General features: G+C 71.8%; 6 protein-coding genes. 1 reads left to right on the top strand and 5 read right to left on the bottom strand.

The window, feature by feature from the left end:
- Nucleotides 1-84 precede the first annotated feature (84 nt).
- Nucleotides 85-1,848: an aspartate--tRNA ligase gene (gene aspS, locus U5640_RS22410; protein ID WP_340377553.1), complete on the bottom strand. Its 1,764-nt coding sequence runs from the start codon at nucleotides 1,846-1,848 to the stop codon at nucleotides 85-87.
- Between the two features lie 180 nt (nucleotides 1,849-2,028).
- Here aspS and U5640_RS22405 point away from each other — a divergent pair, with 180 nt between their 5' ends.
- On the top strand, nucleotides 2,029-4,176 hold the full coding sequence (locus U5640_RS22405; protein WP_340377552.1) for a SpoIIE family protein phosphatase: 2,148 nt from the start codon (nucleotides 2,029-2,031) through the stop codon (nucleotides 4,174-4,176).
- Here U5640_RS22405 and U5640_RS22400 read toward each other — a convergent pair.
- The 4 genes from U5640_RS22400 to U5640_RS22385 all read right to left on the bottom strand — a co-directional run bounded on the left by U5640_RS22400 (nucleotide 4,128) and on the right by U5640_RS22385 (nucleotide 12,660).
- Nucleotides 4,128-5,192, bottom strand: coding sequence for an AI-2E family transporter (locus U5640_RS22400; RefSeq protein WP_340377551.1), 1,065 nt, complete (start codon nucleotides 5,190-5,192; stop codon nucleotides 4,128-4,130). The two genes, U5640_RS22405 and U5640_RS22400, sit on opposite strands and share 49 nt — an antisense overlap.
- Nucleotides 5,193-5,263: 71 nt before the next feature.
- Nucleotides 5,264-8,311 (bottom strand): VCBS repeat-containing protein, encoded by a 3,048-nt coding sequence (locus U5640_RS22395; RefSeq protein WP_340377550.1) that lies wholly within the window; start codon nucleotides 8,309-8,311, stop codon nucleotides 5,264-5,266.
- 307 nt (nucleotides 8,312-8,618) lie between these two features.
- Entirely contained in the window at nucleotides 8,619-10,337 is a 1,719-nt protein-coding gene (gene metG, locus U5640_RS22390) for a methionine--tRNA ligase (RefSeq protein ID WP_340377549.1), read from the bottom strand.
- Between the two features lie 148 nt (nucleotides 10,338-10,485).
- Nucleotides 10,486-12,660, bottom strand: a complete 2,175-nt coding sequence (locus tag U5640_RS22385) for a VWA domain-containing protein (protein ID WP_340377548.1) — start codon at nucleotides 12,658-12,660, stop codon at nucleotides 10,486-10,488.
- Between the last annotated feature and the right edge of the window lie 23 nt (nucleotides 12,661-12,683).

The following is a 12,683-nucleotide window of genomic DNA, read 5'->3' as shown; positions in this document are numbered from 1 at the left end:
GCCACCGACATGCGAAAGAGGCGGGAAACCGACCCCGGTTTCCCGCCTCTTTCCCGCGCCCTACGGCGTGACCTACGCCGTGACCTACTTCGGCTGCGGCTTGCGCACCGTCAGGTGCAGCTCCCTCAGCCGGGCCTCCTCCAGCTCCGTCGGCGCGCCCATCATCAGGTCCTGGGCGTTGCCGTTGAGCGGGAAGGCGATCGTCTCGCGGATGTTCGGCTCGTCCGCGAGGAGCATCACGATGCGGTCCACGCCGGGCGCGATGCCGCCGTGCGGCGGGGCGCCGAAGCGGAACGCGCGCAGCATGCCCGCGAACTTCTCCTCGACCGTCTCCCGGTCGTAGCCGGCGATCTCGAACGCCTTCAGCATGATCTCCGGCTCGTGGTTCCGGATCGCGCCGGAGGACAGCTCGACGCCGTTGCAGACGATGTCGTACTGCCAGCCCAGGATGTCCAGCGGGTCCTGGGTCTGCAGCGCCTCCAGGCCGCCCTGCGGCATGGAGAACGGGTTGTGCGAGAAGTCGATCGCGCCGGTCTCCTCGTCCTTCTCGTACATCGGGAAGTCGACGATCCAGCAGAAGCGGAAGACGCCCTCCTCGAAGTGGCCGGCCCGCTTGGCGGCCTCGACGCGCACCGCGCCCATGATCTTCGAGACCTCGTCGAACTCGCCCGCGCCGAAGAAGATCGCGTGCCCGGGGGCCAGGGACAGCCGCTTGGTCAGCTCGGCGACGTTGTCCTCGGTGAGGAACTTGGCGATCGGGCCGGACAGCGTGCCGTCCTCGGCCACCCGCACCCACGCCAGACCCTTCGCCCCCAGCGTGACAGCGAAGTCACCGAGCTGGTCGAAGAACTTCCGGGGCTGCGCGGAGACGTCCGGCACCGGCAGGGCGCGCACGTGCTTGCCCGCGAAGGCCTTGAACTCCGACCCCTCGAAGACATCGGTGATGTCCACCAGCTCCAGCTGGGCCCGCAGGTCCGGCTTGTCGGAGCCGTACTTGAGCATCGCCTCGCGGAACGGGATGCGCGGGAAGGGGGAGGTGACGTGCCGGCCGCCGCCGAACTCCTCGAACAGCTCCGTCATGAGCTGCTCGATGGGCCGGAAGACGTCCTCCTGCTCGACGAAGCTCATCTCGACGTCGAGCTGGTAGAACTCGCCCGGCGAACGGTCCGCACGCGCGTCCTCGTCACGGAAGCAGGGCGCGATCTGGAAGTAACGGTCGAAGCCGGAGATCATCAGCAGCTGCTTGAACTGCTGCGGCGCCTGCGGGAGCGCGTAGAACTTGCCCGGGTTCAGCCGCGAGGGGACCACGAAGTCACGGGCGCCCTCGGGGGAGGTCGCCGACAGGATCGGGGTCGCCATCTCGTTGAAGCCCAGCGCCGTCATCTTGTGCCGGATCGCCGAGATGACCGCCGTACGCAGCATGATGTTGCGGTGCATGCGCTCGCGGCGCAGGTCCAGGAAGCGGTACTCCAGACGCCGCTCCTCGTTGACCCCGTCCTCGGTGTTGATCGTGAAGGGCAGCGGCTGGGCGGCGCCGAGCAGCTCGACCTCGCCGACCTCGACCTCGATCTCGCCCGTGGGCAGGTCGGGGTTCACGTTCTCGGCGCCGCGCGAGACGACCTTGCCGTCGACGCGGACCGTCGACTCCTTGCTGACCTTGTCCAGGGCCTCGTACGCGGGCGTGCCCGGCCGCGCCACGAGCTGCGTGATGCCGTAGTGGTCGCGCAGATCGATGAAGAGGATGCCGCCCAGGTCGCGCCGATTGTGCAGCCAGCCACTCAGTCGGACGTCGGTGCCGACGTCAGAGGAGCGGAGCTCGCCGCAGGTGTGGGACCTGTACCGATGCATCGTCGTTCATCCAGCCTTCGTGGATAGGGGGCACGTTTCACGTGAAACAAACCCCAGGGTACCGGCCGGTCCGGGATCGACTCCCCTCCATTGCGCCGCTGATGATCGTCCTCCGACCGCCCGAGCGCGGGACGTACCCATCGGTGGCACCTTTCGACGCCGTCTTCTTAGAGTGGGGCAATGCGCGCTGGCGAGTCCCTGCCCGCCGTGGGAGAGGTCCTCGCCTCCCTCGCGACCGGCCTGTGGCACTGGAGCACGGCCACCGGGCAGGTCACGGTCGACGCCGAGGCCGCCCGGCTGCTCGGGCTGCCCGCCGAGGGCACCGTCCTCAGCGAGGCCCAGACCCGGGCCCGGCTGCACCCCGTCGACTGGAACGAGATCACCGGAGTGATCCAGCTCGCCGTCGCCGAGGGCACCCTCGCCGAGGTGCGGATCCGGATCATGGACGAGCAGGGGCGGATCATCCGGGTGGTCCGCAGCCGCTCCAAACCGTCCTTCGACCCCGAGAAGCGGGCGTACGAGCTGATCGGCACCCTCCAGGAGGTCACCGAGCCCCGCCCCGGCACCCCCGCCGGGCGCACCGCCGTCACCGGTGACTGGCGGCGCTCACGGGAGGCGTTCCTGCTGGACGCGGGCCGGGCGCTGGCGGAGGCGCGGTCCACGGAGGAGGTGCTGCGGGTGGCGGCGGGCCTGGCGATGCCCGGGTTCTCGCCGGACGGACTCGCCGTCTTCGGGGTCGACGGGGACCGGCTGACGATCATCGGCCACCACGGCCAGCAGCCCGGCGACGAGGAACCCTTCACCCATATGCCCGTGGAGACGGACTACCCCGCCGCCGAGGTCGTCCGCACCGGGCGGGCCGTCTACCTCTCCTCACCCGGGCAGTACAAGGAGCGCTACCCCCTCACCTGGCCGATGGCCGCGCACTTCGGCCGGGAGTCCTGGGCGTTCCTGCCCCTGACGGTGGCCGGGCGGACGATGGGCGCCTGGATGGCCGCCTTCACCCACCCGGTGGCCTTCACCCCGGACGAACGGTCCGTGCTCACCACCGTCGCCCGCATGCTCGCCCAGGCCCTCACCCGCGCGGGCGCCGCCGAGACCCAGCGGGAGCTGACCGACGGCCTCCAGCGCTCGATGCTGCCCACGCTCGGCCCCGAGATACCCGGCATGACCCTGGCCGCCCGCTACATACCGACCGGCGGCGGGCTCCAGGTCGGCGGCGACTGGTACGACATGATCCCGCTGCCCGGGGAGGGCCGGTTCGCGCTGGTCATCGGAGACGTCCAGGGGCATGACGTGCGCGCCGCCGGTCTCATGGGCCAGCTCCGGATCGCCTTGCGCGCCTACGCCGCCGAGGGCCACCGCCCCGACGCCGTGCTCTCCCGGGCCTCCGGCTTCCTGCACGGCATCAACCAGGCCGGCGACGACACCGACCTGCGGTTCGCGACCTGCCTCTACATCGAGGTCGACCCGGTGACCGGGGTGCTGGAGACGGCCCGGGCCGGACACCTCGACCCGGCCGTGCGGATGGCCGACGGCACGGTCATGGTCCGGTCCACCGCCGGTGGCCTGCCCCTCGGTATCGACCCCACCGCCGACTACCCCACCACCCGGCTCACCCTGGAGCCCGGTGAGGCGCTGTTGCTGTGCACCGACGGGCTGCTGGAGACGGGCGGTCACGACCTCGACACCGGCTGGAGCCGCGTCCGCGCGATCCTGGAGGGCCACGAGGGCGACCTGGAGGCGCTGGCCGACGCACTCGTCCAGGCCGTGCACGGCCCGTCCAGCCACCACACGCCCGGCCCGCTCGCCGACCGCCGCGGTGACGACATCGCCGTCCTGCTGCTGTGCCGCCACAGCGCGGCGGGCTGCGGCCCGGCCGCCGCCGTCCCCGTCCGCACCCCGGTCCGCCGCACCATGCTGACCGTCGCCCAGGCCGAACCGGAGCGGGTCGCGGTGGGCCGCCAGCAGCTGCGGGAGCTGCTCCACGACTGGCCGAGCACCGATCAGGTCGACTCCGCCGTGCTCCTGCTGTCGGAGAGCCTCACCAACGTCCTCGTCCACACGGACGCCGACGCGCTCCTGGTGGCCGAGGTCACCGGCGTCCCCGGTGAGCGCCGTATCCGGGTCGAGGTCACCGACACCAGCGACGACCTCCCGCACCGGCGCCGCCCCGGCGAACTCGCCTCCTCGGGCCGGGGCCTGGTCCTCGTCGAGCTCCTCGCGGACAGCTGGGGGGTGTCCCCGCGCGGCGAGGGCAAGACGATCTGGTTCGAGCTCTACGAGGCCGACGGCGCGGGCGGTTCCGACGGCCCCGGAGCTCCGTAACGCGTCCGCAGCTCGCTGAGCACCCCGAAGCCCGCGGCGGTCAGCGGCACCGCGAGGAGCATGCCGAGGACGCCGGCCACCGAGGCGCCCGCGGTGATGGCCAGCATGACCGCGGCCGGGTGCATCTGGACGGTGCGGCTCTGGATGGCGGGCTGCAGGACATGGCCCTCCAGGACCTGCACGGCGAGGACGACGCCCAGCGCCCACAGCGCGATGACGAACCCCCGGTCGGCGAGCGCGACGAGGACGGCGACCGCGCCCGAGAGGAAGGCACCCAGGTAGGGGATGTAGGCGCCGACGAAGACGAGGGCGCCCAGGCCCGGGGCGCCCGGGACGTCGAGGACGAGCAGACCGACGGTGATGCACAGGGCGTCGATGAGCGCGATGAGCGTGGTCCCCCGCATGAAGCCCTCCACGGCCGCGAACGCCCGCCGGCTCATCTCCTCCAGGGTGTCCCCGGTGCCGCCCGGCGCCACCGAGCGCAGGGCGGCGGCGGCGCGGTCGGAGTCCCGCAGGAAGAAGAACACCAGCAGCAGGGCGAGAACGGCCATGGCGATGGTCTCGCCGACCACGCTGACCCCGCTGATCACATTGGAGGCGGCCGTCCCGCCGAACTTCGTCAGCAGGTCCCCGGAGTTGGAGGCGAGGTCGTCCAGCGAGGTCCCGGCCGCCCCGAAGTGCTCGGCGACGCTCCGTGCCGCGTGCTTCAAGGAGGCGACGATCTGGTCCCCGGTGTCGATCAGCGCGGCGACCACCACGTACACGGCACCGCCGACGACCGCGACGACGGCCACGCAGGTCAGTGCCGCCGCCATCGACCGCGGCATCCGTGCCTTCACCAGCCGCTTGTACAGGGGCCGCAGCAGCGCGGTCCCGAGCAGGGCCAGCAGCACCGGCGTGACGGCCGTACGGAACGTCGCGCACAGCCGGATGCCGACGTACGCCACGCCCGCGACGAGCAGGATCACCGCACACCAGGCGGCGAGCCGGCGGACGGGCACGGGGAGCAGCTGCACACGTCCAGCGGAGCACGGACCGGCCGGGTTGTCCTGCGCGGACCACCCGGCCGGGTGACATGCCGTCAGCGTCAGGACAGCGCCCGGTACCCGCCCCAGCCCGAGCCGATCAGCACCCGCGCCCCGAAGGAGCCCTTGCCGTCGCCGTACTGGCGGTACAGCTTCCCGGCGGTGTCGCGGGCGACGAGGTCGGGGCGGCCGTCACCGTTGAGGTCGCCGACGCCGACGACGGCGTTGTAGGCGGTGCCCCAGTTCGCGAACAGCTTCACGCGGGCGGAGAAGGTGCCCTTCCCGGTGCCGGAGTACCGGTAGAGGTTGTTCGCCTTGTCCTGGACGATCAGATCACCGATGCCGTCGCCGTCGAGGTCCCCGGCGCCCGCGATCCGCTTGTACGTCTTCAGGTTGTCGTACAGCTTCACCCGCGAGGACAGCTTGCCTGCGCTCGTGCCCTTGTACAGGTACACCGTGCCGGTGGAGGAGACACGGGCGACCAGGTCGGGGCGGCCGTCGCCGGTGACGTCACCGGGCGAGGTGAGGACGTCGTACTGGTTCCAGCCGCCGGTCGCGAGGGTGGTGTACTTCGTGGCGGGTTTGACGGCGGAGTTGCAGCCCGGCTTGTAGAGGCGCAGGGCGCCGCTGCTCAGCCGGACCAGGACGTCGTTGCAGCGGTCGCCGCTGAGATCGCCGACGGGCACGGCCGTGATCGTCTGGGGCCAGCCGCTGCCGTTGAGCTTGCCCGAGAACTTCCCGCCGCCGGTGCCCTGGTGGACGGTGAGGGTGCCCGAGGTGTTGAGGGTGAGCAGGTCGCCGATGCCGTCGGTGCCGTCCATGCCGCCGTGGTCGTGGCGGACCGCGGAGCCCTCGTTGATGAACTGGCTGCCGCTGCCCGTCGTCGTGAGGGAGGATCCGCCGAGGCCGGTCGTCCGCAGGGTCCACCGGGTGACGCCGTTGGGGAAGCGGGCGCCGCCCGACGTCAGCCCGTTCCAGTCGGCGTAGGCGTACGCGGTGGCCGCGCCGCCGGTGATCGTGCGGGTGGCCCTGCCGGTGGGGCCGCTCTGCACCGAGGTGAACGTCAGGGACCAGGAGGTGATCGGGCGGGACAGCCGCCAGGTCGCACTCCAGTAGCCCGTGGAGCCCATGGCCGCGAATCCGTCGATCTCCTTCGAGACCAGGGTCGGGGCGGACGGCGTGATCCCGGTCGTGGCGACCTGCGTGCGCTCGTAGCCGTCGAACCAGGCGACCAGGCCCGTGTACTCGTCCACGGTCCAGCGCCAGCGGCGGTCGCTGTCCTGGCCGGTGTCCGGGACGCCGGAGGCCAGGGTGCGGGCGGTGCCGGTGGCCGCCTCGGTGAGGACCAGTTCGTCGGTGGCGTGGTCGTGGCGGACGGTGAAGCCGTCGCCCAGCAGGACATCGCCCGGGGTGACCGCGACCGACGTGCCCGCCTGGGTGTCGTAGACGCCCGCCGACGCCGTGCCGCACGCCCAGTACAGCCAGCGGCCCGCCGCCTGGAGCTCGGTCGGGACACAGCCGGCGCCGGGGACGGTGACCGTGGTGAGGGTCTTGTCCTCGGTGAGGCCGTACGAGGTGACCTGGCCGGCGGTGGTGCCCGCGCTCCAGAGGGTGGAGCCGTTCAGGGCGGCGGCCCGGCCGGTGCGCTTCAGCTTCTGGCCCTGGCCGATCTCCCACACGTACTGCGTGGGCGAGGTGCCGCCGGACTGGTAGACGACGTAGTCGTCGGAGACGTCGACGATCCGGCCGGCGGAGGTGTCGAACTCGATCGGGTTCGAGTAGCCGACGACCTTGATCCGGTCGAGCTTGCGGTCGGTCTCGTCGGTGTACGTGGTGAGGTAGACGTCGTTCGGCTCGTGGCCCGAGTTGCCCCAGAGCGGGGCGCAGCTGACGCCGGTGTACGGGCAGGCCGCGCCGATCTTGGCGCTGTCGGTGGCGGCGGAGGACTCCAGGGCCGCACCGCCGTCGGTGGTGAGGGCGCGCACGGACGTGGTGCCGCCGCTCTCCACCACGCGCAGGCTGCCCCGGCTGAGGGCGATCCCCGTCTTGACGTTCTCCAGGGCCGGGACGCGCGCCACCTTCGTCAGCGCGGCCGAACCGTCCTCGCCCGCCTGGACGCGCTGGAGCCACCAGTCGTCCGCGCCGGTGCCGCCGGAGACGAGGGCCTCGTCGCCGGGGGCCTGCAGCGCGTAGGCGCCGGAGGCGGTGAGCAGTGTCTGCGAGGTGCCGTCGGCGAGGGACACGGCCGTCAGCCCGGTCCAGGAGAGGGAGGCGGCGTCCAGGGGCAGCAGCAGACGGTCCCCGACGAGGACGGGAGCGCCGTGGAGGGTGCCGGGGACCGGCAGGTCGTAGACCTGCTCCGCACCGGCCGGATCGGTGCGGGACTTCAGGTGCAGGTCGCCCGTGTCCGGGTCGTACCAGCCGAACCGGTCCTCGCCCAGCACGGCGTGCACGCCGTGGGGAAGATCCGAGAAGACCGGTGTGGAGACGGCCGTCGCGAGGTCGACGTAGGAGAGCGAGGTGCTCCCCTTCACCAGGACGCCCCGGGAGTCGGCGGCGGCCACCGTGTTGTCCGCGAGGGTGGTCGTGCCGTCGCCGGTGAGCACGCGCTCGCGCCGCTCGCCTCCGGGGAAGTCGATCAGGCTCCTGCCCGTCACCACCGTCCCGCCCGCCAGTGCCCGGTAGGAGTACGACGAGGTCACGGTCGACGTCGTCCGCGTCGCTGGGTCCCACAGGGTGACCGACTTCGAGGACAGGGCCGTCGGCAGGGCGACGAGGTCGCCGTCGGAGCCGTACCAGGCCGTGCGGCATGTGCTGGTGATGTCGGCGCAGGGCGAGGCGGGCGCGTACACGCCGTCCCCGGTCGACACGGTGACCGTGGCGCCGGTGGTGACGTCCGTCCACAGCAGTCCGGCGACCCCGCTCTGCCGGTGCAGATAGCCCGACTCCCCGACGACCAGGGGCCGCTCGGTGCGCGGTTCGGCGGAAGCCGGGTCGGTGAGGGTGATTCCGGTGGTGCCACCGGACCCCGTCGCTCCGGCGGTGCCGCCGCCGACGGCGGTGACGACGGTCGCGACCGCGACCGCGAGTGCGGAGACGGCGGCGGTCACGCCCCCCGTTCTCCGGGCGTGCTTGCCCACGTGCTGGTCCTCCCCACGAGGGCCCCCTGCCCTCGCCCAAGTGAGCGGACTTTAGCAGGGCTTTTCCCTGACTTTGTCGACAGGTTCCCCGTTCGGCACACCCGCGAGGACCTGGACGCCGCCGCAGAACTGAACAGCCGCGCACGCAAGACGCTCGGCTGGGAAACCCCAGCCGAGCGCCTGTCCAAACTGATCGCGGCCTGATCAACTCACCACGGTGTTGCAAGGACCTCTGGAATGCGCCGGTCCCGGGCCCCTGTGTGTGCGTGGGGTGCGGTCAGGCGGACGGTTCGCCGCCGAAGCGCTCCTTGTACGCCGCCAGGTCGTCGTCCGTCAGCTTGGCGAAGAGGACCGGGGGGACCGTGAAGGGGGTTCCGGCGGGGACGGAGGCGAGGGCCTTCGCCTCGTCCGCGGTGACCCAGGTGGCCGTGTCCTGGGGGAGGGAGAACGCCTCGCGCATGGTCCTCGCCGTGGTCGGGATGAAGGGTTCCGAGACCACCGCGTAGAGGTGGATCAGGTTCATCGCCGTGCGCAGGGTCAGGGCCGCGCCCTCCTGGTCGGTCTTGATCTCCAGCCAGGGCGCCTTCTCCTCCAGGTAGGCGTTGCCCGCGGACCACAGGGCGCGCAGCGCGGCGGCCGCCTTGCGGAACTGGAGGGCCTCCAGCTGGGTCTCGTACTCGGCGAGCAGTTCGGCGATCTGCTCGCCCAGCCGGGTCTCCGCCGCGCCGGGCGCGCTGCCCGCCGGGACCTCCTCGCCGAAGCGCTTCCGGGAGAAGGACAGGACGCGGTTGACGAAGTTGCCGAGGGTGTCGGCGAGGTCCTTGTTGACCGTGGCCGTGAAGTGCTCCCAGGTGAACGACGAGTCGTCCGACTCGGGCGCGTTGGCGATCAGGAAGTAGCGCCAGTAGTCGGCCGGGAGGATGTCCAGGGCCTGGTCGGTGAAGACGCCCCGCTTCTGGCTCGTGGAGAACTTCCCGCCGTAGTACGTCAGCCAGTTGAAGGCCTTGACGTAGTCGACCTTCTTCCACGGCTCGCGCACGCCCAGCTCGGTCGCCGGGAACATCACGGTGTGGAAGGGGACGTTGTCCTTGGCCATGAACTCGGTGTAGCGGACGCTCGTGTCCGCTTCGTACCACCAGGACTTCCAGTCCCGGTTCTCCGGATCGAGGTCCGCCCACTCCTTCGTCGCGCCGATGTACTCGATCGGGGCGTCGAACCAGACGTAGAAGACCTTGCCCTCGGCGGCCAGCTCCGGCCAGGTGTCGGCCGGCACCGGCACGCCCCAGTCCAGGTCACGGGTGATGGCGCGGTCGTGCAGGCCCTCGGTCAGCCACTTGCGGGCGATGGAGGAGGCCAGCTGCGGCCAGTCGCCCTCGTGGCGGGAGACCCACTCCTCGACCTCGTGCTGGAGCTTGGACTGGAGCAGGAAGAGGTGCTTGGTCTCGCGGACCTCGAGGTCCGTGGAGCCGGAGATCGCGGAGCGCGGGTTGATCAGGTCGGTGGGGTCGAGCACCCGGGTGCAGTTCTCGCACTGGTCGCCGCGGGCCTTGTCGTAGCCGCAGTGGGGGCAGGTGCCCTCGACATAGCGGTCCGGGAGGAAACGGCCGTCGGCCGGGCTGTAGACCTGGCGGATCGCCCGCTCCTCGATGAAGCCGTTCTCGTTGAGGCGGCGGGCGAAGTGCTGGGTGATCTCGACGTTCTGCGGGCTGGAGCTGCGGCCGAAATAGTCGAACGCGAGTGCGAAGCCGTCGTAGACCGCCTTCTGCGCGTCGTGCGCGGTGGCGCAGAACTCGGCGACCGGGATGCCCTGTTCCTTCGCGGCCAGCTCGGCGGGGGTGCCGTGCTCGTCCGTGGCGCAGATGTAGAGGACGTCGTGGCCGCGCTGGCGGAGGTACCGGGAGTACACGTCCGCCGGGAGCATGGACCCCACCATGTTGCCCAGGTGCTTGATTCCGTTGATGTACGGAAGGGCGCTGGTGATGAGGTGTCGAGCCATCGGGGGCTGCTCCCAGGTCGGTCTGTTGCTGCTAATGCGAACCTTGAAATCGTATCCGACATGTGTATGCCGCCCGCTTCCCGTTTTACGGGGTGAGAAGCGGGCGGCATACGGGGTGTGCGGTCCCGGTGCGGTCCCGGTGCGGTGCTTACGGGCGCCAGTCGATGAGGACGCCGTCGTAGAGCTCCGCGTCGGTGAGCTCCAGGGGGGTCGGGCCCGCGTGGAAGAAGGCCGTGTTGTCGGTCTTCAGCTTGCGGAGGTAGTCGAAGGCCTTGTTGTCGTGATCACCGAAGGCGACGAAGGAGAAGAACACGGCGGGGTGGCTCTTCGCGGCGTCGGTGAGGGACTGGGTGGCCGGGGTCTTCGCGTCCGGGGCGCCGTCGGTCTGGAAGACGACCAGGGCGGGGCTGCCGGGGGTGGCCTGCTCGTCGTAGTGGGCGAGTACGGCCGCCACGGCGGCGTGGTAGCTGGTACGGCCCATGCGGCCGAGGCCCGCGTGCGCCTCGTCGATCGCGTTCTCGGGGGAGGCGGGGGTGAGATCGGTGGTGCCGTCGACCTCGGTGGAGAAGAACACGACGTGGACCGAGGGCGCCTCGGGGGTGAGGTGGGCGGCGAGCGCGAGCGTCTGGTCGGCCAGCGCCTGGGCCGAGCCGTCCTTGTAGTACGGGCGCATGCTGGCGGAACGGTCGAGAACGAGGTAGACCCGCGCACGTGCGGTGGTGAGCCCGGCCTTCGCCAGCGCGAGAGCGGCGGCGTCGTGGGCGAGGGGCGCGTCGACGGACGTGACGGAAGCGGCCTCGGGCTCGGCGCGGCCGGCGTCTCCGTCGGGCTCGGCGTCGAGGACGGGGGTCGCCTCGGGCTCCGTCTCGGTGGTGGCGGCGGCGACGGGGGTCGCCTCGGGCACGGGGCGGACCTCGGCGGTCGCTTCCGGCTCCGCCACGGTGACGGCGGGTTCCGTCTCGGGCGCGGGGTCGGCGGCGACCTCGGCCTGGGGCTCCTCGGCGGTGGCTTCCGGCTCCGCCTCGGGGGCGGCGGCGGCCTCGGCCTGGGTGTCCGGTTCGGTGGGGAGGGTTTCCGCTGCCGGGGCGTCGGCCTCGGCCTGGGGCTCCTCCGCGGTGGCTTCCGGCTCCGCCTCGGGCGCGGCGTCGACGTCGGCCTCGGCCTGGGGCTCCTCCGCGGTAGCCGTGGGGGCCTCGGTCGTCGACTCCGTCTCCGGGGCCTCCTCGGTCGCCGCAGGGGTCTCGGTGGACGCCGACTCCACGGCCGTTTCGGCCACCGGCTCCTGGTCCACCTCTGCCGCTTCAGCAGCCTCGGACTCGTCCTCGGCGTGCGGCTCCTCCGCGGCAGTCTGCTCGGCCGCCGGCTTCTCCACCGCTTCGGCGGACGCCTCCGGGGCCTCAGCCGCAACCGCAGCCTCAACGGTCGGCTCCGCCGCGGTCTCGGCGACCGGCTCGGCTTCGGTTTCCACCTCAGCCTCGGTTTCCACCTCAGCCTCGGTCACCGGCTCCGCCGCAGCCTCGTCGGCAGCCTCAGCCACCGGCTCCGCCTCGGTCTCTGCGACCGGCTCAGCCTCAGCTTCCGGTTCCGCCGCAGCCGCACCGGTCGGTTCGGCCTCGGTCTGCGGCTCCGCCGTGGTCTCTGCGACCGGCTCCGCTTCGGTAACCGGCTCCGCCTCGGTCTCTGCGACCGGCTCCGCTTCGGTAACCGGCTCAGCCGCAGCCTCACCGACCGGCTCGGCTTCGGTAACCGGCTCAGCCGCAGCCTCACCGACCGGCTCGGCTTCGGTAACCGGCTCCGCCTCGGTCTCGGCGACCGGCTCCGCCTCGGTCTGCGGCTCCGCCTCGGTCTCGGCGACCGGCTCGGCTTCGGTTTCCACCTCAGCCTCGGTCACCGGCTCCGCCGCAGCCTCGTCGGCAGCCTCAGCCACCGGCTCCGCCGCAGGCTCGGCCTCAGCCGCAGCCGCCGGCTCAGCTTCAGCCTCACCCACCGGCCCCACCGGCCCCACCGGCTCCGCCGCAGCCGCCGGCTCACGGGTCGGCGTTTCGTCCCGCTGGTCGCTGTCCGTCTCCGTGGAGCGGGTCGGCTTCGGGACCGAGACGTTGTCGAAGGCCGCCGCGACCAGGTCGTGTTCCGGGTCCGTTGCCGGGCGGGGCTCGGGGATCACGGCGGTCGGGGCCGTCGTGGGCGCCGGTTCGCCGTTCTGCCGCTCCTCTCGCGAAGAAGCCGGTTCCTGCGAGGGAACCTGTTCCGCACCCTCCGCCTCGGCGGTGCGCTCCTTGCGTGAGCGGCCGAATGCGTTCCGAAGGCGAGTGAGAATGCCCATGCGCGCAACCCTTCGCGTGAGTT

This window comes from Streptomyces sp. SS7, from assembly GCF_037993025.1.
Classification (GTDB): Bacteria; Actinomycetota; Actinomycetes; order Streptomycetales; family Streptomycetaceae; genus Streptomyces.
The sequence above is the reverse complement of the archived record's forward strand: the minus strand, read 5'-3'. Positions and strand labels throughout refer to the sequence as shown.

Excerpts from the sequence above, each read along its gene's own strand:
- U5640_RS22385 (WP_340377548.1), bottom strand. The coding sequence starts at position 12,660 with ATGGGCATTCTCACTCGCCTTCGGAACGCATTCGGCCGCTCACGCAAG.
- aspS (WP_340377553.1), bottom strand. The coding sequence starts at position 1,848 with ATGCATCGGTACAGGTCCCACACCTGCGGCGAGCTCCGCTCCTCTGAC.
- U5640_RS22405 (WP_340377552.1), top strand. The coding sequence starts at position 2,029 with ATGCGCGCTGGCGAGTCCCTGCCCGCCGTGGGAGAGGTCCTCGCCTCC.
- metG (WP_340377549.1), bottom strand. The coding sequence starts at position 10,337 with ATGGCTCGACACCTCATCACCAGCGCCCTTCCGTACATCAACGGAATC.